Consider the following 25,341-nt stretch of genomic DNA (forward strand, 5'->3'; position numbering starts at 1 on the left):
GGACGGGCTGACGCCCGGCCCGTCGACGGTGCGTACCAGCGGCCCGCAGCGCGGGACGCCGACGAGCACCCCACGAGAACCCCTTCGCCCCTCGGCGAGGGGGTTCTCGTGTATCACCGGACCAGTAGCGCCTCGGCGAGGGCGGGCGGGAGGGCGTGTGCCTGCCCGCCGCTCGCGGACAGCCGCAGGCACCCGTCGAGCTCGATCGTCAGGGCGACGTCGACCGGCCGCGCGCCGGGGTCGGAGCGCGGGAGGGTGGCGATCCGGGTCGGGCGGTCGGAGCAGTCGCCGCGCACCGAAGGGCTGTCCGTCGCCTCGACGAGTGCCTCGGCCGTGGTCGGGTCGAGCGGGACGACGCGATCGAAGGTCGCCGTCACCCCGGACTTCGTCGGGACCGAGGAGCCGGAGCCGGAGCCGGAGCCGGAGCCTGCGCCCGCGTCGGCGTCACCGACCCCGGGGGTGCCGGGCGGGACGGGCTCGTCGTCCGGCGCGACCACGCGGTACAGACACACCCGGTCGAGATCGGCGGGGTCGACGGTGGTCGGTTCGGGCAGCGCCGGCGCGGCGGGCAGGGAGGTGGCGCCCCCGTCGTCGAGATCCGTCGCGTCGCCGTCGGGCGAGAGCCCCTCGATGCCCAGATCGTTCGCGTCGAAGAAGGCCGGTGTCGTCGCCGATGTGCCGCACCCCGCGTCGAGGGCGTCGCGGCTCTCGATCCTCTGCACCGGCACCTCGCGCTCGGACCGCACGGTCAGGGCCGCGACCGCCCCGTCGGTGTCGCCCGCGGTCTTGCCGCACCCGTCGACGGGTCGAGCGGCACGCATCGAGGCGCCGGAGGCGTCGACCAGCCAGAGGTCGGCCACGATCTCCATGTCGGCCGTGCAGATCGGGAGGCGCCTGCCGTTCGGCTCGGCCAAGGCCGCCAACAGGCGGTCGAGCTCACCCCCGAGAGTCCTCTCGGTGACGGCGCTCCACAGACCGTCGGGGCGTTCCACGGTCGACATCGAGACGATGCCGCACTCGACGACGGAGGTCGGCACGAAGCCTTCGGGAACCGACCCCGCTCGCGGGGGGCCGGGCCGTGCGGGCGCCTCGTCGTCCGAGGTCGGCGGCGGCAGCAGCGCGACATCGGCCCCCGAGGTCGTGCAATCGGGCGCGGTGTCGACGACCTCGGCGACCGGGCGCTCGAGCGGCTCGCCCGGCATCGCCCGCGCGCACGCCGCGACGAGGAGGGCGACGCCGGCCGTCACGACGACCGCGGGGACGACGACGGCGTGCCACGATCGCCGGCCGGACGACGGGCGGAGGTCCTTCATGCCCTGAGCCTAGGAGGCGAGGATTTGTCGTGACGTGATCGTCACCCGATCGAGACCGGACCGGTCGGGCCCGCGGCATCCGCGACCCGCGGGGGAGGCGGGTGGTCCTCGGGGCGGACGCCGCGCCTCCTCGGAGTTCGTAGCGTGGACGGGTTCGCACCCGTCGGGGCGACGGTGCGGCCGCCCGGTCCGCGCCGACGACGAACCGAGGAGGCGCGGTGCCCGCCGTCGAGATCGTCCCGCGTCTGCGCCTGGGTCACGCCGCCCGCGCGCGCGAGTCCCTGCTCGACCTGCTGGCCTTCGGCCGCGCCCAGGCCCTCTCGTGCGCGTTCGCGGTCGCGATCTTCGCCGGGCTCGCCGTCACCCGCGTGGTGGACGTGGGCATCCCGCGCTACGACGCCCTGCTGATCTGGTGCCTGCTCGTGCAGGTCGTCCTCGTCGCGACACGACTCGATACCCGGGACGAACTGCTCGTGATCTGCGTCTTCCACGTCCTGGGCCTCGGGCTCGAGGTGTTCAAGGTGTCGATCGGATCGTGGACGTACCCGGACCCCGGCGTGCTGTGCCTGGGTGACGTGCCGCTCTACAGCGGCTTCATGTACGCGGCCGTCGCGAGCTACATCTGCCAGGCGTGGCGACGGTTCGACCTGCGCGTCGACCCCGTGCCGATGGCGGCGACCATGGCCGTCGCGGTCGGCTTCTACGTCAACTTCTTCACGAACCACTGGATCACCGACCTGCGCTGGGTGCTGCTCGGCGTCGCCGCGCTGCTGATCGCCCGGCGGTCGGTGACCTTCCGCGTGCGGGGCCTCGACCGCCGCATGCCGTTGCTCGTGTCGTTCGCCCTGATCGGGCTGTTCATCTGGGTCGCCGAGAACGCCGCGACCCTGCTCGGCGCCTGGACCTACGCCTCGCAGGCCGACGGCTGGAGCCTCGTGCACGCCAGCAAGATCGGCTCGTGGATGGTGCTCGTGATCTTCAGCTTCGTGCTCGTGCTGTGGCTGAAGCAGCGGAAGGGGGCGCCGCGCCCGTGACGACGTGAGGGTCGCACCACCGTCGCGTCGTCGAACCACGCTCTGGAGTGGTTCGACGACGCGGACGTGGTGCATCCTCGCTCGCGGGTCGCGTTCAGGGGGCGGCGTGGCGCCCGACGCGCGTGGGGGCCGGCGCGGCCGGCGCGGCGGCAGCCGCGACCGCGGGGACCGCGGCGACGGGAACGGCGCCCGCGGCGTCGGCCACGTCCTGGGCCAGCCTGGCCGCCTGCGGGGGGCGACCCGACACGGCCGCCGCGACCGCCGCCTCCCGCGTCTCGTACATCGTCGGCAGGTCGTGACCGCCGTCGGCCGTCTCGTAGCTCTGCAGCTCGATCTCGGCGAGACGGGCGAACTCGGCCAGCTTGTCCGACGAGACGCTCCTGGCCTTGCGCGGACGCGTGTTGTGCAGGCAGAACGTGCCGATTGCTTCGCCCGTGGACGAGTGGATCGGATGCCCGGCGTAGAAGTAGCCGTGGTTGAGGTCGAGGTAGGGGTTGTCCTTGAACCGGTCGTCCTTGCGGGCGTCCTCGACGATCACGGGGGCGTCGGCCGCCACGGTCACGTCGCAGAACGTCAGCTCGCGCGGGATCGACACCGGCAGCAGCTCGGTGTTGACGGCGTAGTAGAGCTTCTTGCCGTCGAGCAACGAGACGACGGCGACGTCGACGCCGAACTCCTTCTCGGCGCGGCGGGCGAGGTCCTGCAGGGTGTCCGATCCGCCCGAACTCGCGAGTTCGACGAGCTTCTCGGCACCGGACCACTCGAAGGTGGGCTCGGGCAGGACGCGTCGCGGACGGGCAGGAGGCGCGGTGTCGGTCGACGGCGCGGGCTCGGTTTCCGGCGCGGGCGCGGGGACCGCCTCGAGCCGGGCGGCCTCGGCCCGGGCGGCCCCGAGCCGGGCGGCCTCGGCCCGGGCGGCCTCGGCCCGGGCGGCCTCGGCCCGGGCGGCCTCGACTCGGGCGGCCTCGACCCGGGACGCCTCGAGCCGGGCCGCGATCGGGTCGACGGCCGCGGGGGCGGTCGCCGGGCCGGACGCGGTCGGCGAGGGAGCCATCGGGTTCGTCGTCCACGCCGGCGCGGGCGCCGCGACGGACGCCGCGAGTCGCGCCCCCTCGAGTTGGGCGGCGACGCGCTCGGGCACGACCGGAACGACCGAGGTGCGTCCGATGTGCTCCACGGCCTCGCCGCGGCGCACCACGTCGAGGGTCGGGGCGACCCGGTCGGCGACCACGGCGCCCCACTGCCGGTACATCGTCTCGCAGCCGTGCGGTCGGCCCGGCTGCAACTCGCCGGCCGGAAGGCGGAAGTACGAGGTCGACGGGTGCTGCGAGGCGATCCGCTCGGTGATCTCGTTCATGCGGGCCGCGTGCCGTTCGGCGACCGATCCGAACGGGTTGTCGAACCGCGTCACCGAGCGCACGGGCTGCACGCCCACCAGCACGATGCGGGCGGTCGGATGGACGCGCCGCGTGACGTCGGTGACGAGCCCCGAGACGTCGCGCTGCCAGCCGTCGAGGGGGGTGAGCATGACGGCGTCGTTCAGGCCGAGCATCACGACGACCGTGTCGTACAGGCTGAGGTCGTGGTCGCCGATCCACGAGCGGGCCGAGCCGGCGTTCATCATCTCGTCGCCGATGTAGTCGACCGAGCAGGCGCGTCCGGTGCTCTTCGAGGTCTCCTTGGCGATCTGGCCGGTGAGGGCCTGCTCGTGGCTCGTCACGCCGAAACCGTGGGTCGGGCCCGTGCCGATCAGCAGCACGGTGTCGGGGTCGGGGGAGTCCGCTCGGTAGGTCGGCCGGCCGCGGGGCGAGGGCACGTGCCGCGAGCGCGAGAGCGTCCACAGGTAGAACAGGCGCATGGCGGGGCGCAATCGTTCGTAGCTGCGCGTCGGGTGCGCGGGTGTGTCGACCGTCCTGGTCACGTGGTGCTCCTCGGGTGTCTCTCGGTGTGTCGTCCCCCCGATCCAGGCTAGGCAGCGGTCCGGTGGCGGGCTGCCCCCAGTGCGGGTCGGCGGTGGCCCCCCTTCTGGTCGCAGGCCCGGGCGGCCCCGCGGTTCCGGGGCGTCCCTCGCGAACCTGGACGCCGGAGGCGCGGGGCGAGCAGGCTGATACTCGTGACTCCCGCAGACAGCACGTCCCCCGACGACGACCACGGTTCCGTCGCCACCGCCCTCGAGCTCGTGGCGGACGAGGTCGACGCCGCCGTCTCGGCGGTGCTCGACGCCGACGCCGGAGGCGACGACTCGTCCGACACCTCCGGTCAGCTCGACGCCTTCGCCGACCTGGTCGACGACGCCGAACGGGTCTTCGTCCACGGAGCGGGCCGCTCGGGTCTCGCCCTGCGCATGACCGCGATGCGACTCATGCACCTCGGTCTCGAGGTGCACGTCGTCGGCGAGGTGACGACTCCGGCCATCGCCGAGGGGGACGTGCTGCTCACCGCCAGCGGGTCGGGCACCACGTCCGGCATCGTCGCCGCGGCCCGCACGGCCGTCGACGCCGGGGCCCGGGTGGCCGCGATCACCACCGCCGCCGACTCGCCACTGGCCGACCTGGCCGAGGCCGTGCTCGTCGTCCCCGCCGCCGACAAGCAGGACCGTTCGGGCACCGCGTCGGCGCAGTACGCGGGGGGGCTGTTCGAGCAGACGGTCGTGCTGCTCGGCGACGCCGTGTTCCACGCCCTCTGGAAGCGTTCCGGGGCCGACGCCGACGAGCTCTGGCCCCGCCACGCCAACCTCGAGTAGCCCCCCCGCGCCTCCGTTTTTCCGCGCCAGCGCGCCACCGCGCCACCGGGGCCGCACCACCGTCGTGTCGTCGAACCACCTTGCAAAGTGGTTCGACGACACGAAGGTGATGCGACCTGTGGTCGCCGTACTTGTGGACAACCGCCGCCGCGTCTCCACGTGACGGCAGTCTCGAGACGTGTTCGAACATCTGCCCCACATCATCCGGTCCGCCCGTCTCGAGCACGGGCGGCGAGAGTCCGAAGCCGTGCGTCGTGGTGTCCAACGGGGTGAGCTGGTCCGGGTCTGTCGTGGAGCCGCCGTCGACGCTGCCGCATGGCGAGCGGCGTCGTCTCGCGATCGCCACCTGATCCGCGTCCTCGCCGTCACGCCGCGGCTCGCTCCGCGGGCGGTGGTGTCGCACGCGTCGGCGGCCGCTTGCTGGGGCATCCCGGCCCTCGCTCCGTGGCCGAGCCGTGTGCACGTCGTCGACCCCGACCGCAGCACGAGCCAGACGACGGCGAACGTCGTGCGGCACCCCGGGTCCCTCACCCCCGAGGACCTACGGTCGCTTCCTCCGATCACCGTCACCTCCCCGGCTCGAACAGGGGCTGATCTCGCTCTCACCTCACCGTTCCGGGATGCCGTGGTCGCGCTCGACGCCCTCGTCCAGAGGGGGCTCGCCACTGCGGACGACGTGCGTCATGCCCTCGACGGACGTGGATCGCCCAGGGGCATGCCGAGCGCCCGTCGTGCCGTCGCCTTTGCGACGCCCGAGGCCGAATCCCCGGGGGAATCGCTGACGCGGGTCGTCCTGCACGAGCTGGGCGCGCCTCCTCCGACGTTGCAGAAGCGTTTCCCCTGGGGGGACGGCGACCTCTTCGCCGACATCGTCGACTTCTGGTGGCCACGGTTCGGCGTCGTGCTCGAGTTCGACGGTCGGGTCAAGTACGCGGAGGGGCGGTGGAGTGGGAGGCGGTCTGCCGAACAGGTCGTCGTGGACGAGAAGATCCGGGAGGACCGCATCCGCAACCGGCCCGAGGTCCACGGATTCGCCCGAACGGTCTGGGACGAGTTGTCGCACCCGCCGCGCCTCGCAGCAAACCTCCGCTCAGCGGGGCTGCCCCTGCCGTGACGGCTGGGCCGCACCATCGTCGCGTCGTCGAACCAGTCTCGAGCGTGGTTCCGTGACGCGACCATGGTGCGACGTCGAGTCCGTGGTGCGACATCGGTGCGGGTGCGGGTGCGGGTGGGGGCGGGGGCGCGGGTGCGGGCGCGGGGCGCGGGGCGCGGGGCGCGGACGGGGCCGCCGGGCGACGTTTTACCCGCGCGAAACAATTCGTATACAAAACTGGGGCGTGCGGCAGGATTGTATGCAATCCGCGCTGCACAGACCGATACCACCCGAGCATCGGAGGCCCGATGGCCCGCCCACCCCGCCCGACCCGCGCCGCGACCGCGGCCCGCGCCGCGACCGCGGCCCGCGCCGCGATCGCGACCGCACCAGCCGGTCGTCGCCGCCTGCGCCGGGCCCTCGCGCTGCCGGCCCTCGCCGCGGCCGCGACCTTCGCGCTCGCGGCCTGCGTCCCGCAGCAGCCCGCCGGCACGAACCCGCCCGACAAGACCGACGTGACGACCGCGCCCGTCGGCGACAGGACGATCGTCGAGGGCGGCGACCTGGTCATGGCGCTCTCGGCCGAGCCGGACGCCCTCGACCCCACGACGTCGTCGTCGCTCTACACGCGGTACGTCATGGAGACGATGTGCCAGAAGCTGTTCGACATCGACGCCGAGGGCGACCTGGTGCCGTTGCTGGCGACCGAGTTGCCGACGCTGTCGGACGGCGGGTTGACGGTCGACATCCCCGTGCGGACCGACGCCGTGTTCGCCGACGGCACCCCGCTCGACGCCGAGGCCGTCGTCACGACGCTGCGACGCCACCTCGACAAGCCCGACTCGTCGCGGGCCAGTGAGCTCGGCCCGGTCATCGGGGTCGAGGCGCGGGGCGACGACACGGTGCGTCTGACCTACGAGCGCCCCTTCGCCCCGCTCACCGCGGCCCTCGCCGACCGTGCCGGCATGATCATGTCGCCGACGGCGCTCGAGGCCGAGGGCGACGACTTCGGTGACGCCCCGGTCTGCGTCGGCCCGTACAAGTTCGTCGACCGCGTGCCGCAGACCTCGATCTCGGTCGAGCGGGACCCGCTCTACTACAACGCCGAGGACGTGCACCTCGACACGATCACCTACCGCATCATCACCGACGCCAGCATCCGAGCCGCCAACGTCCGCGCGGGCGACGTCCAGGTCGCGGACTCGATGTCGACCATGGACGTCGACTCGCTGATGGCCGACGACGGTCTCACGGTGCTGCAGGTCGGCTCGTTCGGCTACCAGGGCGTGACGGTGAACATCGGCAACCAGGACGGCGTCGGCACCGACCCCGTGCAGATCGACACCCCGCTGGCGAGCGACGTGCGCGTCCGGCAGGCGCTGGCCATGTCGATCGACCGCGATTCGCTCGTGCAGAGCGTCTTCGGCGGCTGGAACGACACCGCCTGCTCGCCCGTCCCGCCCAGCAGTCCCTTCGTCACACCGGCCAGTGTGGCCTGCCCGGGTTACGACCCCGAGGGCGCGAAACGCCTGCTCGAGGAGGCCGGGGTCACCCTGCCCTACGAGATCGAGATGCAGGCCAGCAACAACGCCGACACGCTCCGCGTCGTGCAGGCGCTTCAGGCGCAGGTCGCCGACGGCGGGTTCCGCCTGTCGATCACGCCCGTCGAGTACTCGACCCTTCTCGACGTGCAGTCGCGTGGCGACTTCGACGCGCTGCAACTCGGCTGGTCGGGTCGTGTCGACCCGAACGGCAACATGGTCAACTTCTTGCGCACCGGGGGTGGCAACAACTACTCGGGCTACAGCAACCCCCGGGTCGACGAGCTGTTGGCCGACGCCGCCGCGACCATCGACGTCGACGAGCGCGCCGCGCTCTACGGCGAGGCCGTGACGCAGGTGCAAGAAGACGAACCGTTGATCTACCTGTACCGCACCCGGAGCCTGACCGCGTTGACGAACGAGGTCGCCGGGGTGTCCACCTACGCCGACGGCGTCGTGCGCCTCAGTGACGCCGCGTTCGTCGAGGGGGAGTGACCCGATGACCCGTTACCTGCTCACCCGGCTCTGGCAGTCGGTCGTCACGCTGGTGATCGCCTCGATCGTCGTGTTCTGGGGCGTGCGCCAGCTGCCCGGCGACCCGGCCCTGGCCCTCGCCGGAGAAGAGGCGACGCCCGAGCGCGTCGCCGCGATCCGGGCCGACCTCGGCCTCGACGACTCGTTGCTCGTGCAGTACGGCCGGTTCGTCGGCAACTTCTTCCGAGGCGACTTCGGCGAGTCGACCCGCACGGGCACGCCCGTCACCGAACTGATCGGCGCGACCCTGCCGGTCACGTTGTGGCTGGCGCTCTACGCGATCGTCGTCGCGGTCGTCGTGGGCGTCGCGCTGGGCGTCGTCGCCGAGCGGTACCGCGGCCGCTGGCCCGAGTGGATGGCCAACGCCGCCGCCCTGGTCGGTCTGTCGGTGCCGAACTTCTGGCTCGGCATCCTCGCGATCCTCTGGCTCGCGGCGGGCCTCGGCCTCTTCCCGGCGTCGGGCTACGTGCCGGTCGCCGAGAACCCGGCGAGCGCGTTCTACCACCTGACCCTGCCCGCCGTGATCCTCGGCACGAGCCTCGCCGCCGTGATCATGCGGCAGACGCGGGCCTCGATGATCGAGACGATGAAGACCGACTACGTGCGGACCGCACGGGCGAAGGGCCTCGGTCGCGGCCGGGTGCTGATGCGCTACGGCCTGCGCAACTCGATGATCGTGGTCGTCACGATCGTCGGCCTGCAGCTCGGCGGCCTGATCTCGGGCGCCGTGGTCACCGAGCGCATCTTCGCGCTGCCGGGCTTCGGCAAGCTCACGCTCGACTCGGTGTTCACCCGTGACTACCCGGTGATCCAGGCCGTCGTGCTGATCATCACCGTCGGCTACATCGTGATCAACCTGGCGGTGGACGTCCTGTACTCCGTCATCAACCCGCGCATCAGGGTAGGAGGCGCATCGTGACCGTCATCGAGACACCCACCGCCGCAGGGGCGGGGCTCGGCTCGGCCAGGGGGCGCGTCTGGCGTGGCCTCGTCCGCAACAAGCTCGGCGTCACGGGCGGCGTCATGCTCGTCGTCGTCCTCGTCGCCGGCCTCGCCGCCCCGCTCATCGCCCCGTACGACCCGACCCGGGTGAACTTCGACTTGCCGTTCCAGGTGCCCGGCACGGTCGGCTACGTGCTCGGCACCGACGACCTCGGCCGCGACATCCTCTCGCGCACCGTCTACGGCATCCGTGTCTCGCTGCAGGTGGGCGTGCTCTCGGTGCTGCTGGCCGTGGTGGTGGGCACGCCGCTCGGCCTGCTGGCCGGTTACTGGCGCTGGCTCGACGGCGTCATCTCGCGCCTGACCGACGTGATGCTGGCCTTCCCGTTCTTGATCATCGCCGTGGCGCTCGCCGCGATCAGCGGCCCGAGCCTGACCAACGCCGTGGTCGCCCTCGGCATCGCGCAGGTGCCGACGATGATCCGCGTGGTGCGCGGCGAGACGCTGCGCATCAAGTCGACCGACTTCGTCCTCGCCGCGACGACCATGGACGCCACGGGTCTGCGCGTGATCTTCCAGCACGTCCTGCCCAACTGCGTCTCGGCGATCATCGTGCAGGCGACGGTCATCATGCCGGTCGCCGTCATCGGCGAGGCCCTGCTGTCGTTCCTCGGGCTGGGCATCCAGCCGCCGACGGCCAGTCTGGGCATCATGCTCAGCGACGCGCAGCAGTACCTGGCGAAGGCACCGTTCGCCGCCGTCGTGCCCGGTCTCGCGATCGCCGTGATCTGCCTGGGCTTCAACCTGTTCGGCGACGCCCTGCGCGACGCCCTCGATCCCACCGCCAGCGACCGGAAGTGACCCCCTCGTGACCTACACCACCCCTGACGAGTTCGTCACCCGCCCGGACCTGCGCGGCACCTTCGGCATGACGTCGTCGACGCACTGGCTGGCGACGGCCTCGGCCCAGTCGGTCCTCGAGCGCGGCGGCAACGCGTTCGACGCGGCCGTGGCCGGTGCCTTCGTCCTGCACGTCGTCGAGCCGCACCTGAACGGCCCCGGCGGCGACCTCACGGCGATCTACGCGACCGCCGAGGCGCCCGGCGCCCCGACCGTGCTCGTCGGCCAGGGCCCGGCCCCGGCCGCGGCGACCCGTGAGCACTACCTGGCCGAGGGTCTCGAGCTCGTCCCCGGGTCGGGAGCCCTGGCCGCCGCGGTCCCCGGTGCCGTCGACGCCTGGCTCAAGCTGCTGGCCGAGCACGGCACCTGGTCGCTGGCCGACGTCCTCGCGTACGCGATCGGCTACGCCCGCGACGGCCACCCGATCGTGGCGCGCGTGGCAACCACCATCGGGACCGTCGCCGACCTCTTCACCGAGCACTGGCCCACCTCGGCCGCCCAGTGGATGCCCGGCGGTGAGGTGCCGCGCGAGGGCGACCTGCTGACCAATCCGGCGTACGCGGCCGTCCTGGACGAGCTGGTCGCGGCCGGCGAGGCCCTCGGGCCCGACGCGAGCCGTGAGGCGAAGATCGAGGAGGCGCGGGTCGAGTGGGGCAGCGGACACGTCGCGCAGGCGATCGACGCGTTCGTCCGCGCTCCGCACCGTCACTCGTCGGGCACCGACCACGCGGGTGTCATCACGGCCGCCGACCTCACCGCCTTCCGGGCCACGACCGAACCGGCGACCACGATCGAGTTCCGTGGCCACACCGTCGCCAAGACGGGTGCCTGGGGCCAGGGCCCCGCCCTGCTGCAGGTGTTGGCGCTGCTCGAGCCGCTCGACGACGGGCTGCTCGACCCGTCGACCGCCGATGGCGCCCACACGATCATCGAGGCGCAGAAGCTCGCGATGGCCGACCGCGAGGCCTGGTACGGTCCCGGCGACGTGCCTCTCGACACCCTGTTGTCCGCGGCCTACGCCGACGAGCGCCGGGCCTTGATCGGTGAGCAGGCCTCGCACGAGCTGCGACCCGGTGAGGTCCCCGGGCGCGTGCCGTTCGCCCTGCCCACGATGCGCACCGAGTACCTCCCGCCCGCCCTCAGCGAGGCACCCGCCGGCGTCGGTGAACCCACGGTCGCCGCGCCCGCCGCCCGCACCGCGACGACGTCCCCGGCCGCACCGGCCGCACCCGTCCCACCGCCCGCACCGGCCGCACCCGTCGCACCGGCCGAGGACGTGCCGCCGACCGGCACTGCGCCTCCGGCCGACCGCCTGGCCGAGCCGTTCACCGAGCCGACCGGCGAGACGCGGGGCGACACCTGTCACCTCGACGTCGTCGACCGCTGGGGCAACGTCGTCTCGGCGACCCCGTCGGGTGGCTGGTTGCAGTCGTCGCCGACCATCCCCGAGCTCGGCTTCTGTCTCGGCAGCCGGTTGCAGATGTCGTGGCTCGACGAGGGCACGGCGTCGACGCTCGAACCCGGCACGCGCCCGCGCACCACACTGACGCCCACGCTCGTGCTGAAGGACGGCGAGCCCGTCGTCGCCCTGGGATCACCCGGCGGCGACCAGCAGGACCAGTGGCAGCTGCTGTACCTGTTGCGCACGATCGTCGGCGGCTACACGCCGCAGCAGGCGATCGACGCCCCCGCCCTGCACACCACGTCGTTCCCCGGCAGCTTCTGGCCCCGCACGTGGGAGCCCGGAGGCGTCGTGGTCGAGGACCGCCTGGGCGACGACGTCATCGAGGCCCTGGTCGCCCGCGGGCACGTCGTCACCCGCGCCGGCGGCTGGTCCCTGGGCCGACTGTCGAGCGTCTCGCGAGACCCCGAGACCGGCGTGCTGTCCGCCGCCGCCAACCCCCGAGGAGCCCAGGCCTATGCCGCAGGACGCTGAGAACACCACCTCCCCGCTGTTGAGGGTGCGCGACCTGCGCGTCTCGTTCGGCGACACCCCCGCAGTGCACGGCGTCGACCTCGACGTCCTGCCGGGCGAACGGGTGGCGATCGTCGGCCAGTCCGGCTCGGGCAAGTCGACGGTGGTCGCGGCGATCCTGCGCCTGCTGCCCGGCGCCGGTCACATCACGGGCGGCTCGATCGAGCTCTCGGGCCCCGACGGCAGCACCCTCGACCTCGCGCAGGCGACCGAGGCGCCGATGCGCCGGGTGCGCGGCGCCCGCATCGGCCTCGTGCCGCAGGACCCGTCGACCAACCTGAACCCGTCCATGAAGGTCGGGGCCCAGATCGCGGACGCGTTGCGCGCCCACGGCCTGCGTGGCCACGACGAGGTGCAGCGCCGTGTCGTCGCCCTGATGACCGAGGCGGGCATCCCCGAGGCCGAGCGCCGGGCGGGGCAGTTCCCGCACGAGTTCTCGGGCGGCATGCGCCAGCGCGTGCTGATCGCGATCGCCCTGGCGCGCGAGCCGCAGCTGCTGATCGCCGACGAGCCGACCAGCGCGCTCGACGTGACCGTCCAACGGCAGATCCTCAACCACCTCCAGACCCTGGTCGAGAGCCGGGGGACGTCCCTGCTCTTCATCACGCACGACCTCGGACTCGCCGCCGACCGCACCGACCGCATCGTCGTGATGCTCGAGGGCCGCGTGGTCGAGCAGGGCACGCCTGAGCAGATCCTGCGCCGCCCTCGGCACGAGTACACGAAGCGTCTCGTCGCCGCCGCGCCGACGCTGGCCTCGGCCACCGCCCTGCGTCGCGGCGAGACCGTTCTCGACGAGGGGGCCGGAGCCGAGGAGGCGCGGGTCGACCCGATCCTGACCGTCACCGACCTGGTCAAGGAGTTCCGCCTCCGTGGTCGCCGTGGCGAGCAGGTGCGGGCGGTCGACCACGTCTCGTTCGAGGTCCCGCGCGGCACCACGACGGCGATCGTCGGCGAGTCCGGTTCGGGCAAGACGACCGTCGCCCGCATCGTGCTCGGCCTCGAGTCCGCGACGAGCGGGTCGGCCCTGATCGACGGCGAGAGCATCACGGTGAGCCGGGGTGCCTCGCGTCGTGCGCTGCGTCGGCGGGTGCAGCCGGTGTTCCAGGACCCTTACGGGTCGCTCGACCCGTCGTACAGCGTCGAGCGGCTGATCGACGAGCCGTTGCGCATCTTCGGCGTCGGTGACCGGACCACGCGTCGGCATCGCGTGGCCGAGCTGCTCGACCAGGTCACGCTGCCCCGGTCGGTCGCGCAGAGCCGGCCGAACGAGTTGTCGGGTGGCCAGCGTCAGCGGGTGGCGATCGCCCGGGCGCTCGCGCTCGAGCCCGAGCTGTTGATCTGCGACGAGGCCGTCTCGGCGCTCGACGTGCTCGTGCAGGAGCAGATCCTGGAGCTGCTCGGCGACCTGCAACGTCGGCTCGGCCTCAGCTACCTGTTCATCACGCACGACCTGGCCGTCGTGCGACAGATCGCCCATGACGTGGTGGTGATGCGCAAGGGCGCCGTGGTCGAGCACGGTAGCGTCGACGACATCTTCTTGTCGCCCCGTGCCGAGTACACGACCGAGCTGTTGGGAGCCATCCCCGGTGCCAGCCTCGCCCTCTGAGGGCCCGCCGCCCGTCGTCCTCGTCGACGCCCTGCGCCGCGAGATCGTCGAGGGCACCCTCGTGCCGGGTACGCGCATCACCGAGGCCTCGGTCGCCCGCCGCCACGGTGTCTCGCGCGTCCCGGTGCGTGAGGCGCTTCGGGCGCTCGAGGTCGAGGGGTTCGTCGAGTCGACCCCGAACGTGGGCAGCCGGGTCGCGGCGATCCCGGTCGACGAGGCCGACGACCTCTTCGCCGTGCGCGAGGCCCTCGAGATCTCGACGGCCCGGCGGGCAGCCCTGCGGGCGCGCGAACTGTTCCGCGAGCCTCGGCCGCCCGAGGACTGGTGGCGGACCCGCCGCATGCTGGGGCAACTGCTCGACGACGGGGACGCCGCCGTCGAGGCCGGCGACCTCGACCGTCTCGTCGAGCTCAACGACCGGTTCCACGTCGGTGTGGCGCACCTGAGCGGCAGCGCCACCCTGGCGACCCTGCTGCGTCAGCTGTCGAACAAGATCGAGTGGCTCTACGCGCTCGACACCTTCTCGCGGGGCAAACGGCTGTGGCCCGACCACCGTCTCATCCTCGCGGCGATCGACGCCGGCGACGAGGCTCGGGCCGCCGAGTTGATGGGCTGGCACGTGCGTGAGTCGCGCATCGGGTTCCTCGCCCGGACCGAACCGGCCGACCGGGTGGCCGACCTGCGGGCCACACCGCCCGCCCTGCCCCCCACGATCGCGGCGAGCACGACCACGACACCGACGCCCACGACCACGACACCGACGCCCACGACCACGACACCGACGCCCACGATCCCGACGGCCTGACCCGCGCCTCCTGCCCTCGTCGAGACGTGAGCGTGCATCGACTGCACGTTCTCAGGAGTCGGTCGGCGGTCCTGCTTACTGTTCTCGATCATGGACGAACCTCCCTCTCACATGCCCTGGCCTCTCCCACGCCTGACCGCCCGCGCGGTCGTCACAGACGGGGAGGGGCGACATGAATGACTGGGTCATGGTCGGCATCGGCCTCGTGCTCACCGTCGGCACCGGCTTCTTCGTCGCGTCCGAGTTCTCGTTGGTCAACCTCGACCGCAACGAGCTGGAGGCGCGGCGCGACCGGGGCGAGAAACGCCTCGGTCCCACGATCAAGGCGTTGCGCATCACCTCGACGCACCTCTCCGGCGCGCAGCTCGGCATCACGCTGACCACGCTGCTGACCGGGTACACCTTCGAGCCCGCCATCAGCTCGATGCTGAGCGGTCCGCTCGACTCCCTCGGCGTGCCCGCGGCGGTCGTCCCGGTCGTCGGAAGCATCGCGGGCATCGTGCTCGCCACCCTCTTCTCGATGGTGGTCGGCGAGCTCGTGCCGAAGAACTTCGCCCTCGCCCTGCCGCTGGCCACGGCGAAGTTCGTCGTGCCGTTCCAGGCGGCGTTCACGACCGTCTTCAAGCCCCTCATCCTGCTCTTCAACAACACCGCGAACGCCGCCATCCGCGCCATGGGCATCGAGCCCAAAGAAGAGCTGTCGGGTGCCCGTTCGGCCGAGGAGCTCAGCTCGCTCGTGCGCCGGTCGGCACTCGAGGGCCAGCTCGACCAGGACCACGCGACCCTGCTGGGACGCACCCTGCGCTTCTCGCAACACGACGCCTCTGAGGTGATGACGCCGCGCGTGCGCATGACGACCATCGCCTCCACCGGCACGGCCGCCGACATCGTCGACGCCGCGTTGTCCTCGGGGTTCTCCCGCTTCCCGGTGATCGGCGACGATAGCGACGACATCGTGGGCGTCGTGCACGTGAAGCACGCGTTCGCCGTCCCGCTCGACGAGCGCGCCTCCGTCGCCTCGACCTCGCTGATGCAGGAGGCGCGGTTCGTGCCCGAGAGCATGGGCACCGACTCGCTGCTCGGCCTGCTGCGCCACGGTGGTCTGCAGATGGCGGTCGTCCGTGACGAGTTCGGCGGCACCGCGGGCCTCGTCACGCTCGAGGACGTCGTCGAGGAGCTCGTCGGCGAACTCGAGGACGAGCACGACCGCGCTCGCGTGGGCATCGTGCGCCAGGCCGGCACCGTCCTCTTCGACGGTGCCCTCCGGCCCGACGAGTTGGCCGACCGGGCCGGCATCCGCGTGCCCGACGACGGCGACTACGAGACGGTGGCCGGATTCGTGATCGACCGGCTCGACCGCCTGCCCGAGGTGGGCGACGAGGTCGCCCTCGAGGGCGGCAGCGGCAGCCTGCGGGTCGAGCGCGTCGCGAACGGACGCCTCGAGCGCCTGCGATTCGTCCCCGCCCCGTCGACCGACGGTCTCGACGCCGTCGCGCCCACCACGGAGCACGACCGCGTCGTCGCCTCGCTGAAAGAAGGGGTGACCCGATGAACGAGTACCTGCCCGGCATCGTCTGGCTCGTCGTGCTGCTGATCGTCAACGGCTTCTTCGTCGGCGCCGAGTTCGCCGTCATCTCGGCCCGTCGCTCGCAGATCGAACCGCGCGCCGAAGCCGGGAGCAAGGCCGCCAAGAAGACCCTCTGGGCGATGGAGCACGCGACCCTCATGCTGGCCACCAGCCAGTTGGGCATCACCGTCTGCTCGTTGGTCATCTTGAACGTGTCGGAGCCGGCGATCCATCACCTGCTCGAGATCCCGCTCGGTCTCACCAGCCTGTCGGCCGAGGCCATCGGCGTGGTCGCGTTCGTGGTGGCGCTCGTCCTCGTGACGTTCTTGCACGTCGTGGTCGGCGAGATGATCCCGAAGAACCTGTCGTTCTCGGTGCCCGATCGCGCCGCACTCATCCTGGCGCCGCCGCTGGTCTTCGTGGCGACCGTCTTCAAGCCGGTCATCTGGTCGCTGAACGCCGTCGCCAACGGCGTGCTGAGGGTGTTCCGGGTCGAACCGAAGGACGAGGCGACGAGCTCGTACACGCTCGACGAGGTCGCGACGATCGTGCAGCAGTCGACGCGTGAGGGCACGCTCATGGATTCGTCGGGCACCCTCTCGGCGGCCTTCGAGTTCACCACCCGCAAGGTGCGCGACGTCGAGGTTCCTCTCGACGAGATGGTGCACCTGGCGCCGGGGTCGACCCCGGCCGACGTGCAGCGGGCCGTGGCGGCTCGTGGCTACTCGCGATACGTGCTCACCGACGGCGACGGTCAGCCCACGGGCTACCTGCACCTGAAGGACGTCATGGACCTCACCGAGGACGGGGCGTTCGAGGCGCCCGTGCCCGAGAAGCGCATCCGACGCCTGGGCGCCGTGGGCCGCGACACCGACCTCGAGGACGCCTTGGCCTCGATGCGTCGGGTCGGTGCGCACGTGGCCCGCTCCGTCTCGCCCGAGGGCGTCACGACGGGGGTGCTGTTCTTGGAGGACATCATCGAAGAACTCGTCGGCGAAGTGGACGACGTCACCGCGGTCTGACGGCACCGAGCCCGGCCGGCCGTCCTCGCCCCTCAGGCGACGGGACGCCGGCCGGGCAGGGCGTGCAGTTGTTCGGCGGCGAGTTCGGCCGCCAGTGGATCGCCGGCTTGGGTCGCCTCGCGGAGGGCGACGAACGAGTCGGCCATCGATTCCCACTGCAGCACCTGCACGATGTCGGGCACGCGCAGTTTGTAGGCGAGGCCGTCGGTGACGTCGGTGCAGACCTTGACCAGCGCCGGATTGCCGCAGTGGTGGACGTAGGTCGAGAAGAGCGCGACGGCGTGGGTGTTCAGGGCCGGGCCGTCCTCTCGGTCGAGGTCGGACAGGCAGACGTCGATCATGCGGACGATCTCTCGCGTCACGGCGGCCGACAGGTGCGGCACGGCCAGGCGGACCGCGCCACCGAAGAGCACGCCGAGGGTCTGGACCGCCTCGACGGCCTCGTCGGCCTTCGGCATCGCGACCTTCGTGTACCGGTTCGGAGCCATCTCGACGAGGCCGGCGCGGACGAGGTCGCCGAGTGCCTCGCGGATCGGCGTGCGCGACACCTGCAGCCACGCGATCAGTTCGTCGTCGTGCAGGCGTTCACCGGGTTCGAGCGTGCCGTCGATGATCGCGTCACGGATGCGGATGCGGACCGTGTCGCGCAGCAGCTGTCGCTCGGCGGTGGGGGGAGTGGCGGGAACGGGCATGCGGCCTCCTGGATGCTCTCGGTCAATTACCCGGCCAGAATCTTACCCGAAGAGCATCACATTTTGCCCGATGGGCACCGAAGGTGACATGTCTCATTCTCCCACAAGCGAGCGAGCGAGCGAGCGACGGGCGGGTGGCCGGACGGCGAGGCCCCACCTTCCCAGGGGAAGGTGGGGCCGTCGGGGCCGGGTCGGTGCCGTTACTTCGCGACGGCCGGGGTCGCCGCGGGCACGTGCTGCGAGGCGACCTCGACGCCGTGCGAGTCGCGCAGGGTCGTCAGGGTCCGCTCGATCTCGTCGTCACGCTGCTCGGTCGTCCAGCCGAGCGAGCCGGCCATGACGTCGGCGATCTCGGTGAGCAGCTCGATCGTGACGCCACCGACGAACGCGAGGTTCGTGCGGCGCAACACGACGTCGGCGAGGTGGACGGCGTCCTCGTGCTCGGCGAAGTAGGCGATCTCGGCCGTGGTCAGCGTGGGGTCGGCCTCGAGGGCCTGCGACGGCTGGTCGAGCAGGACGTCGATGACCTCGGAGGCGCGGGTGCCGTAGCGGGTCAGCAGACGATCGACCTGGTCGCGGTCGAGCCCGTCGGCGTGTGCCGCGACCCAGGTGGTGCGGGCGCCGTCGGTGGTCGGGAACCCCTTGCCGCCGCCGATCGCCATGCCCGTCGTGTCGATGGAGCGCTTCACGCCGAGCTTGGTCGTCGCTTCGGTCGAGAGGTGGGCCGACAGGGCGCGGAAGGTCGTCCACTTACCGCCGACGAGGCTGAGGACGGTCGTGCCGGGCAGTTCCGTGACCTCGGTCTCGACGATGCGGTAGTCGCGCGACACGAAGCCGGCCGCGAGGTCGTCGTGCTTGGGCAGCGGTCGGACACCCGAGTATCGGTAGACGATGTGGTCGCGGTTGAGCTCGATGTCGGGGTAGACGTGCTTCACCAGATCGAAGAAGTAGTCGACTTCTTCTTCGGTGCAGACGGCGGGCTCCGCCATGTCCGCCTCGAGGTCGGTCGTGCCGATGAGCACACGCCCCTTGAGCGGGTAGATGAGGACGATCCGGCCGTCGTTGTTCTCGAAGAAGATCTCGCGACCGTTCGTGGCCTCGAGCAGCTCGGGGCTGTCGACGACGATGTGCGACCCCTTGGTGCCGCCCATGTACTGGGACTCGGCACCGAAGGCCTTGTTGGTGAGGTCGGTCCACGGGCCCGACGCGTTGATGACCACGTCGGCCGTCATCGTGAACTCGGTGCCGGTGACGACGTCGCGCAGGGTCACCCCGCCGTCGGCGGTGCCGACGGCCTCGAGGTAGTTGGCGCTGCGGGCGTTGTCGCCGGCGGCCAGGCCGTCCTTCAGTACGTCGAGCGCGAGGCGCTCGGGCTCGTGCACCGACGCGTCGTAGTAGGTGCCCGTGTACTTGAGCGCCTTGTTGAGGTGCGGCATCTCGGCCAGGGCCTTCTTGCGGCCGAGGAACTTGTGACGGGGGACCGATCCGCCGTCGCGCGAGAACGAGTCGTACATCGTCATGCCGACCTTGATCAGCAGGGCGCCGCGCTCCTTCGTGGAACGCTGCTTGTGCGTGAGCATGCGCAACGGCGCGTTCATGATGCCGCTGAACGTCGAGAAGATCGGCATCGTCGTCTGCAGGGGCTTGACGTAGTGCGGAGCGATCTTGAGAAGGCCGTTGCGCTCCTCGACGCTCTCGCGGACGAGGCGGAACTCGCCGTTCTCGAGGTAGCGGATGCCGCCGTGGATCATGTGCGACGAGGCGGCCGAGGCGCCCGAGGCGTAGTCGGCACGCTCGACGAGCACGACGTCGACCCCCTGGAGGGCGAGGTCGCGGAAGGTCGCGATCCCGTTGATGCCACCGCCGACGACGAGCACCTGTGCCGTCGGGCGGTCGACGATGCGCTGCACGTTGGGACGGATCGAGTCTGTCTTCTTCGACATGGTCACTGCTTCTTTCGAGATGCGATGTCTGGTGGTGGTGACCGACTCGTCGTGCGGGCCGGTAGATTCATCGTCGTCCCGATGCACACAGGGTGCAACGGATCTGCACGAACGTGCAAGGAGGTCCCCTTGGCCGTCGGCGATCAGTCGGAACGCACGCAAGAAGCCCTGCGCGCCGCGCATCTGTACTACATGCAGGACCTCACGATGGAGGCCATCGCGCACGAACTCCAGACGTCCCGCTCGTCGGTCTCGCGCCTCCTGAAGTCGGCTCGTGAGACGGGGCTGGTCGACATCCAGATCAAGTCCCCGCTCGATCAGCCGACGGCCGTGGGCGAGGGGTTGCAGCGTCGGTTCGGCGTGGTCGCGCATGTGGTCCCCGTGCCCGACCAGACGAGCGACGTCGACCGGCTCGACCGGGTCGCGTTGTCGGCTGCACGAACGCTCACGCAGTACGTCGACTCGAACATGGTCGTCGGGGTCGCCTGGGGCTCGACCGTCAGCGCGGTCAGCCGCTACCTGGTGCCCAAGACGACGCACAACACCGTCTTCGTGCAGCTGAACGGAGCCGCCAACACCCGCACCACCGGCATCGAGTACGCCAGCGAGATCCTGCGGAGGTTCGGTCACGCGTACGGCGCCCTGATCCAGCAGTTCCCGGTGCCGGCGTTCTTCGACGACCCCGCGACGAAGCGGGCCCTCTGGCGGGAACGCAGCACCCGTCGCGTCCTCTCGCTGCAGGGCACCATGGACCTCGTCGTCTTCGGCGTCGGATCGCGCGAGGCGCACGTGCCGAGCCACGTCTACTCGGGCGGCTACCTCGAGCAGAGCGACCACGAGAGCCTCGTCCACGACCACGTGGTGGGCGACGTCGCGACCGTGTTCTTCCGCGAGGACGGCTCGTCGGCCGACATCGAGCTCAACCAGCGCGCCACGGGCCCCGACCTGGCGACCATCCGGCGCACGCCGCGTCGGGTCTGCGTCGTCGCCGGCGAGGCCAAGGTGGCCAGTGTCCGCGGTGCGCTCGCCGCGGGCCTGGTCACCGACCTGATCCTCGACGAGGGGACGGCCAGGGCCCTCCTGGCCAGCTGAGGACGCAGGCGCGGGGGCGACGGGGCAGGCACGACCAGGAGGCGCGGGCGGGGTACAGCGGGCCAGCCGCGACCCAGCCCGGTCGCGTAGACGGGACGAGTCGCACACCGGGCCCCCGACGGGCCCCGAGAGGAGCATCACCATGGCCAGCACCGAACTCACCGGACGCCGCGTTCTCGCGATCGTCACCAACTACGGCGTCGAGCAGGACGAACTCGTCGTCCCCTTCGCGAAGCTGCGCGAACAGGGCGCGACCGTCGTCGTCGCAGGCGTCTCCACCGAGCCGATCGAGACGCTCGTCGGCGACAAGGACCCGGGTCAGACCGTCCGCCCCGACACGACGATCGCCGAGGTCGAGGCCGCCGACCACGACCTCCTGCTCGTGCCCGGCGGCACCATCAACGCCGACACCCTCCGCACCGAGAGCGACGCGGTCGACCTGATCAAGGCCTTCGCCTCGGCAGGCAAGCCGATCGCCGCCATCTGCCACGGGCCGTGGGCGCTGATCGAGGCGGGCCTCGTCCAGGGCAAGGAGCTGACCTCCTTCGCGTCGTTGCAGACCGACGTCCGCAACGCCGGCGGCACCTGGGTCGACCGCTCGGTCGTGACCGACGTCGAGCAGGGTTTCACGCTCGTCACGTCGCGCGATCCCGGCGACCTCGACGACTTCGTCCGCGAGACCTCGACGGCACTCGCCGCCACGGCCTGAGCCCTCGCCCTCCGTCGCGGCGGGGTCCGGCGTCCCACCTCGGGGCGGCGAACCCCGCCGCGGGTCTTTAATGGACCGTCGGGCCGTCGTCGGTCCGACCCCGGGTGCTCCGGCGCCCATCCGGTCGAGAGAGAGGCGCGATGAAGTTCGGCAAGGCGAGCAAGGTCCCCTCCGAGCCGGCGACACCCGACCCCGCGGCTCTCGAGCGGGCCGTCTCCGAGGGCGTGCTCATCTCCCGTGCCGCCGCCGTCGTCTCGGTCGCCAACTCGATCGTCATCCGTGCCCTCCGCGACGACGAGCACTTCGACCACGAGCGCACCCGCGAGGCCGTGCGGACCATCCTCGGCCGTCTCGCGGCCGAACAGCGCGAACAGAACGAGCGCATCGGCGGCGAGCGTGCGAAGGCCCTCAAGGCCAAGGGGCGGTCCCGGCACCAACACGACTATCGACGGGGTGACGACGACACCCTCTGGTTCCGCGAGAAGACCTACACGGCCGTCGCCGAGAGGTTGGACGACCTGCAGTCCGACGACGGCTTCGTCGACGGCATCGTCTCCTCGGCGGTCGACCGGGCGTGGGGTGACGTGGGTGCTGCGATCGTCACCAAGGTCTCGGCGGTCGAGGCGGTCGACCCGGCGTATCCCGACGAACGCGACCAGCGCCTCCGTGAGTTCGTCGACGTCGACATCGCGCGGTTGCTCGCCCAGCCTCCGGCGGGGTCAGACGCGCCACGTCCGACCTGACCGACGACCCCGTCCACCGGCCCCCGACCTGGGGCTTTCCCGGCCCGGCCCGGGACGACACCATGAATCGACACGCTCGGCCCTCACCACGCGGAGCCCTCGTCGATCAGGCCACCGCTGTGGGAGGAACCCGGCATGCATCGTTTCGTGAGCCCGCTCGTGCGCGGGGTGATCCGACAGCGCAACCGCTGGTTCGACCGGCGGCTCGGGCTGCCCCGGCCCGAGGGCGTCGCGCGGGCTCACGCCCCGGGTATCACGCCCGACCGCGTGCTGCTGTTCGGCAGCGGGCCCGCCGTCGGATGGGGTGTCCGGAGCCACGACCTGGGGCTCGCCGGCCATCTCGCGCGAGCGGTCTCGCACGCGACCGGGCGCGGTGTCGACGTCGACGTCCTGGCCGACCCCGCGATGCGGACGGTCGACGCCAGACGTGTGCTCGGGGATCGTGATCTCACCCGCTACGACGCCGTGGTCGTGGTGACCGGCATCAACGACGCCCTCGAGATGACGGACGTCACCAGGTGGCGGCGTGCCTTCGTCGACCTGCTCGTGCACATCGAGACCGAGACCGGGGGAGCGAGCAGTCCCGTGCTCGTCACGGGCGTCCAGGCACCCAGCGAGGTGACGGTGTTCCGCATCGCCGGCGGGGGCCTCGTCGACCGGCACACGGCCGAACTGAACAGGATGATCCGCGACGTCTGCTCGACGCATCCCCGCGTGCACGTGCTCATGCCCCCCTCGCCGCTCTCGGGTCACGACGACCGCGACCGGCTGATCGCCAAGTACGCCCGGTGGGGCGAGGCGCAGGCCGAGGTGCTCGCGCCCATGCTCGACGCCCAGATGTCCGCCGGCGGAGGGGTGGCCCGGGCACGTCGGCACGCACCGCAGGCCGAGATCGACCGGGTCGACGCGATCCGGTCCCTCGGCCTCCTCGACACCGATCCCGAGGAGCGCTTCGACGACATCGTCGAACGGGCCCGCACGCTGCTCGGGGCGCGCGGTGCCGCGTTCTCGCTCGTCACGGCGGACCGGACCTGGAACAAGGCGCTCGTCGGGGGCGGTGACCGCGAGATGCCGGCCGCCCTGTCGTTCTGCGCCCACACGGTGGCCGGCGGCCAGCCCTTCGTCGTCGAGGACGCCTGGGCCGACGAACGGTTCGGCGTCGACGCACCGGCCCGGTTCTACGCCGGTTACCCCGTCGAAAGCCCCGAGGGTGTCCGCATCGGGGCCCTCTGCGTCGCCGACCCCGACCCCCGCACGGTCGAGAGCGTCGACCTCGTCATGCTGCGCGAGCTCGCTCTCAGCGTGCAGCGTGAGCTCGCGAAGCAGGTCGTCGCGCGGGCGTGACGTCTCGTCCGTCGTCGTCCCGTGTCGCCCCGTGTCGGCCTCACCGGTCGGCCGCCGTCGGCGGACCGACGAGCCGTGCCCCTTCGGTGCACAATCGACGCATGAGCGCCGAACCCCTGGTCACGCCCGACGGCCGGTACCTGGTCGTCCGGGGCCGGCTGTGGCGGCGGACGGACCCCCGCCTCGACGAGGCGACCCGCGCCTCCTTGGTCCACGACCTGATGGAGGCGCGGCGCGCGAAGAAGGCGGCGCTGGCCGACGGCGACGACGCCGCCGTCGAGGACGCCCGGGCCCGGGTCGACGCGGCGAAGACCTCGCTCGGCGAACGTGGACCGGTGTGGTGGGACGACGACGCCCCTGACGAGACCCGCCGCATGGCACGGAACACGCGGTACTCCGAGTGGTTCGCCGGCGTCGAGTCCACGAGCTGACTAGCGCGCGATGAGATGCACTCCGCACCACGAAGTGGACACCGCACCATGAGAAAACGTGGTGCGGTGTCCACTTCGTGGTGCGGTGGCGGGTTGGTTGCCCGCCGCGGGCGTGCCTAGCGGCCCTGGCGCTTCTTGAACGGCTTGGGCTGACCCTTGACGGCAGGGGTGCGGCCCTTGCCCTTGGACGCCTTGGCCTTGCCGCCGGCCGGCGGGGGCGGCGGCGGTGTCGGGGTGGACGGACTCGCCAGTTCGTCCTCGGCGACGACGACGGCAGCCTGGCCGGCCTTGGTCAGACGGTAGGGCGTGGCGTCGCGGTCGAACAGCTTGGCGCCGAACTCGAGCTCGAGCGCCTCGATCGACGACTCGAGCTTCTGGCGCGAGATGCCGAGCTTGTCGGCCGCGACCGGGAAGTGCAACACCTCGGCGGCGACGAGGAAGTGCCTCAGGTGACTGGTCTTCACGCGGTGGCGACCGAACCGCCGGCGGGGGAGTCCGCCCGGATGCCCAGGCCGTCGAGCGCCTTCTGGAAGATCGTCAGACCGCTCATGCCGGGCAGGTTCGAGATGTTCTGGTCGAGCTTGACGGCGGCCTTGCGTCCGTCCTCGCCGCTCATCAACTGGCCGAAGACGAACTTCACGTCGTCGACCTCCATGATGGACGAGCCCACCGGGGCCCAGACCTTCGACAACAGGAACCGCGTGAGCTTCTGGGCCTTCTTGCTAGCGAGCAGGCGCTCACGGGCCTGCGAGACGTAGAAGGCGACGTGGCGGGCCTCCTGCTTGGCGATGCGTTTCAGCAACTCGGCGAGGACGGGGTCCTTCTCGAGCTCGGCCATGCGCTTGTAGGCCGAAACGGCCGAGTACTCGTTGGCCGCGCCCCACGACATGTGGACGGCGACGAAGTCCGAGCCGACGATCTTGCCCAGCAGACCCTGCTTGACCGGGTCGAGGCGCTCACGCCACCCCAGCTTGAGCCGGTTCGCGCGCAGCTGGTCGTAGTCGACCGTGATGCCGTGCACCTCGAGGATGGCGGCCAGGGCCTCGCCGTGCCAGAACTCCTCGCGGTTCCACATCGTCATGAACGTGGTCATCTCGTTCTCTTTGTGAGAAGGCGTGGTGAGCAGGTCACGGGTGTAGCAGACGGTGTGGTACTCGACGTCGGCCATGTAGCGCAGGGTCCGCAGCGAGTCGGCCGACAGCGGGTTCTTGCGGAAGTGGTCGAGGTCGAGGTCGTCCCAGCTCAGTCGTTCGGAGGTCGCCGCGAACTTGTCGATGTCGAAGGCCATGTGATGTCAGGAGGCGCGGGC

The 25,341-nt window shown here is 71.5% G+C and carries 22 protein-coding genes; 16 read left to right on the top strand and 6 right to left on the bottom strand.

All coding sequences use genetic code 11. The annotated features are described in order from the left end of the window. Window positions 1–113: 113 nt before the first annotated feature. Window positions 114–1,313, bottom strand: a complete 1,200-nt coding sequence (locus EDF50_RS05160; protein ID WP_123518531.1) for a hypothetical protein — start codon at window positions 1,311–1,313, stop codon at window positions 114–116. Window positions 1,314–1,531: 218 nt separating this feature from the next. Between EDF50_RS05160 and EDF50_RS05165 the strand changes: the two genes are divergently transcribed. After that, window positions 1,532–2,347 carry a DUF817 domain-containing protein gene (locus EDF50_RS05165; RefSeq protein WP_199738638.1) on the top strand — a complete coding sequence of 272 codons (816 nt, stop codon included), beginning with the start codon at window positions 1,532–1,534 and terminating at the stop codon, window positions 2,345–2,347. A 94-nt stretch (window positions 2,348–2,441) separates the two neighbouring features. Here EDF50_RS05165 and EDF50_RS05170 read toward each other — a convergent pair whose 3' ends face one another. Continuing rightward, window positions 2,442–4,268, bottom strand: a complete 1,827-nt coding sequence (locus EDF50_RS05170) for a GAF domain-containing protein (protein WP_123518532.1) — start codon at window positions 4,266–4,268, stop codon at window positions 2,442–2,444. A 192-nt stretch (window positions 4,269–4,460) separates the two neighbouring features. On the opposite strand from EDF50_RS05170, the gene hxlB reads away from it, so the two are divergent. The 10 genes from hxlB (at window position 4,461) to EDF50_RS05220 (ending at window position 17,078) form a co-directional block, all read left to right on the top strand. Then, window positions 4,461–5,090, top strand: coding sequence for a 6-phospho-3-hexuloisomerase (hxlB, locus tag EDF50_RS05175; RefSeq protein WP_123518533.1), 630 nt, complete (start codon window positions 4,461–4,463; stop codon window positions 5,088–5,090). Between the two features lie 178 nt (window positions 5,091–5,268). Continuing rightward, window positions 5,269–6,204, top strand: coding sequence for a hypothetical protein (locus tag EDF50_RS16585; protein ID WP_158612636.1), 936 nt, complete (start codon window positions 5,269–5,271; stop codon window positions 6,202–6,204). A gap of 287 nt (window positions 6,205–6,491) precedes the next feature. Further along, entirely contained in the window at window positions 6,492–8,219 is a 1,728-nt protein-coding gene (locus EDF50_RS05185) for an ABC transporter substrate-binding protein (protein WP_123518534.1), read from the top strand. Window positions 8,220–8,223: 4 nt separating this feature from the next. Then, window positions 8,224–9,177 carry an ABC transporter permease gene (locus EDF50_RS05190; protein ID WP_123518535.1) on the top strand — a complete coding sequence of 318 codons (954 nt, stop codon included), beginning with the start codon at window positions 8,224–8,226 and terminating at the stop codon, window positions 9,175–9,177. Next, entirely contained in the window at window positions 9,174–10,061 is an 888-nt protein-coding gene (locus tag EDF50_RS05195) for an ABC transporter permease (protein ID WP_233570353.1), read from the top strand. Before EDF50_RS05190 ends, EDF50_RS05195 begins: the two co-directional genes overlap by 4 nt. Window positions 10,062–10,068: 7 nt before the next feature. Then, the gene (locus EDF50_RS05200) at window positions 10,069–12,036 is read left to right on the top strand and encodes a gamma-glutamyltransferase family protein (protein ID WP_370453970.1); all 1,968 of its coding nucleotides are present in this window, start codon (window positions 10,069–10,071) and stop codon (window positions 12,034–12,036) included. Beyond that, on the top strand, window positions 12,020–13,684 hold the full coding sequence (locus EDF50_RS05205) for an ABC transporter ATP-binding protein (RefSeq protein ID WP_123518536.1): 1,665 nt from the start codon (window positions 12,020–12,022) through the stop codon (window positions 13,682–13,684). Before EDF50_RS05200 ends, EDF50_RS05205 begins: the two co-directional genes overlap by 17 nt. Then, complete coding sequence (locus EDF50_RS05210; protein WP_199738639.1) at window positions 13,665–14,489, top strand: GntR family transcriptional regulator; 825 nt, start codon at window positions 13,665–13,667, stop codon at window positions 14,487–14,489. Before EDF50_RS05205 ends, EDF50_RS05210 begins: the two co-directional genes overlap by 20 nt. 172 nt (window positions 14,490–14,661) lie before the next feature. Then, complete coding sequence (locus tag EDF50_RS05215) at window positions 14,662–16,041, top strand: hemolysin family protein (RefSeq protein ID WP_123518537.1); 1,380 nt, start codon at window positions 14,662–14,664, stop codon at window positions 16,039–16,041. Then, a complete protein-coding gene (locus tag EDF50_RS05220; RefSeq protein ID WP_123518538.1) occupies window positions 16,038–17,078 on the top strand; it encodes a hemolysin family protein in 1,041 nt (346 codons plus the stop codon). The genes EDF50_RS05215 and EDF50_RS05220 overlap by 4 nt, the downstream gene beginning before the upstream one ends. Before the next feature lie 32 nt (window positions 17,079–17,110). Here the strand turns inward: EDF50_RS05220 and EDF50_RS05225 are convergent, their stop codons facing one another. Next, window positions 17,111–17,770 carry a GntR family transcriptional regulator gene (locus EDF50_RS05225; protein ID WP_123518539.1) on the bottom strand — a complete coding sequence of 220 codons (660 nt, stop codon included), beginning with the start codon at window positions 17,768–17,770 and terminating at the stop codon, window positions 17,111–17,113. 200 nt (window positions 17,771–17,970) lie between these two features. Then, window positions 17,971–19,713, bottom strand: a complete 1,743-nt coding sequence (locus EDF50_RS05230; RefSeq protein ID WP_199738640.1) for a glycerol-3-phosphate dehydrogenase/oxidase — start codon at window positions 19,711–19,713, stop codon at window positions 17,971–17,973. Window positions 19,714–19,905: 192 nt separating this feature from the next. On the opposite strand from EDF50_RS05230, the gene EDF50_RS05235 reads away from it, so the two are divergent. The 5 genes from EDF50_RS05235 (at window position 19,906) to EDF50_RS05255 (ending at window position 24,032) form a co-directional block, all read left to right on the top strand. Continuing rightward, on the top strand, window positions 19,906–20,805 hold the full coding sequence (locus tag EDF50_RS05235) for a sugar-binding transcriptional regulator (protein ID WP_233570417.1): 900 nt from the start codon (window positions 19,906–19,908) through the stop codon (window positions 20,803–20,805). Between the two features lie 142 nt (window positions 20,806–20,947). Further along, window positions 20,948–21,514: a type 1 glutamine amidotransferase domain-containing protein gene (locus EDF50_RS05240; RefSeq protein WP_123518541.1), complete on the top strand. Its 567-nt coding sequence runs from the start codon at window positions 20,948–20,950 to the stop codon at window positions 21,512–21,514. Window positions 21,515–21,654: 140 nt separating this feature from the next. Further along, window positions 21,655–22,257 carry a hypothetical protein gene (locus EDF50_RS05245; RefSeq protein WP_123518542.1) on the top strand — a complete coding sequence of 201 codons (603 nt, stop codon included), beginning with the start codon at window positions 21,655–21,657 and terminating at the stop codon, window positions 22,255–22,257. Between the two features lie 135 nt (window positions 22,258–22,392). Beyond that, on the top strand, window positions 22,393–23,601 hold the full coding sequence (locus EDF50_RS05250) for a GAF domain-containing protein (protein WP_123518543.1): 1,209 nt from the start codon (window positions 22,393–22,395) through the stop codon (window positions 23,599–23,601). 101 nt (window positions 23,602–23,702) lie between these two features. Beyond that, window positions 23,703–24,032, top strand: a complete 330-nt coding sequence (locus EDF50_RS05255; protein WP_123518544.1) for a hypothetical protein — start codon at window positions 23,703–23,705, stop codon at window positions 24,030–24,032. A 116-nt stretch (window positions 24,033–24,148) separates the two neighbouring features. On the opposite strand, the gene EDF50_RS05260 is transcribed toward EDF50_RS05255, so the two are convergent. Further along, a complete protein-coding gene (locus EDF50_RS05260) occupies window positions 24,149–24,496 on the bottom strand; it encodes a LysR family transcriptional regulator (protein ID WP_123518545.1) in 348 nt (115 codons plus the stop codon). After that, window positions 24,493–25,320, bottom strand: a complete 828-nt coding sequence (locus EDF50_RS05265) for a ferritin-like domain-containing protein (protein WP_123518546.1) — start codon at window positions 25,318–25,320, stop codon at window positions 24,493–24,495. Before EDF50_RS05265 ends, EDF50_RS05260 begins: the two co-directional genes overlap by 4 nt. Between the last annotated feature and the right edge of the window lie 21 nt (window positions 25,321–25,341).

The sequence above is a fragment of the Frigoribacterium sp. PhB24 genome (assembly GCF_003755185.1).
Lineage (GTDB): Bacteria > Actinomycetota > Actinomycetes > Actinomycetales > Microbacteriaceae > Frigoribacterium.

Bases quoted from the DNA above. Each gene is read 5' to 3' on its own strand.
- EDF50_RS05160 (WP_123518531.1), bottom strand. From the start codon at position 1,313: ATGAAGGACCTCCGCCCGTCGTCCGGCCGGCGATCGTGGCACGCCGTC.
- EDF50_RS05185 (WP_123518534.1), top strand. From the start codon at position 6,492: ATGGCCCGCCCACCCCGCCCGACCCGCGCCGCGACCGCGGCCCGCGCC.
- EDF50_RS05190 (WP_123518535.1), top strand. From the start codon at position 8,224: ATGACCCGTTACCTGCTCACCCGGCTCTGGCAGTCGGTCGTCACGCTG.
- EDF50_RS05205 (WP_123518536.1), top strand. From the start codon at position 12,020: ATGCCGCAGGACGCTGAGAACACCACCTCCCCGCTGTTGAGGGTGCGC.
- EDF50_RS05215 (WP_123518537.1), top strand. From the start codon at position 14,662: ATGAATGACTGGGTCATGGTCGGCATCGGCCTCGTGCTCACCGTCGGC.
- EDF50_RS05220 (WP_123518538.1), top strand. From the start codon at position 16,038: ATGAACGAGTACCTGCCCGGCATCGTCTGGCTCGTCGTGCTGCTGATC.
- EDF50_RS05225 (WP_123518539.1), bottom strand. From the start codon at position 17,770: ATGCCCGTTCCCGCCACTCCCCCCACCGCCGAGCGACAGCTGCTGCGC.
- EDF50_RS05230 (WP_199738640.1), bottom strand. From the start codon at position 19,713: ATGTCGAAGAAGACAGACTCGATCCGTCCCAACGTGCAGCGCATCGTC.
- EDF50_RS05235 (WP_233570417.1), top strand. From the start codon at position 19,906: ATGCAGGACCTCACGATGGAGGCCATCGCGCACGAACTCCAGACGTCC.
- EDF50_RS05240 (WP_123518541.1), top strand. From the start codon at position 20,948: ATGGCCAGCACCGAACTCACCGGACGCCGCGTTCTCGCGATCGTCACC.
- EDF50_RS05245 (WP_123518542.1), top strand. From the start codon at position 21,655: ATGAAGTTCGGCAAGGCGAGCAAGGTCCCCTCCGAGCCGGCGACACCC.
- EDF50_RS05250 (WP_123518543.1), top strand. From the start codon at position 22,393: ATGCATCGTTTCGTGAGCCCGCTCGTGCGCGGGGTGATCCGACAGCGC.
- EDF50_RS05255 (WP_123518544.1), top strand. From the start codon at position 23,703: ATGAGCGCCGAACCCCTGGTCACGCCCGACGGCCGGTACCTGGTCGTC.
- EDF50_RS05265 (WP_123518546.1), bottom strand. From the start codon at position 25,320: ATGGCCTTCGACATCGACAAGTTCGCGGCGACCTCCGAACGACTGAGC.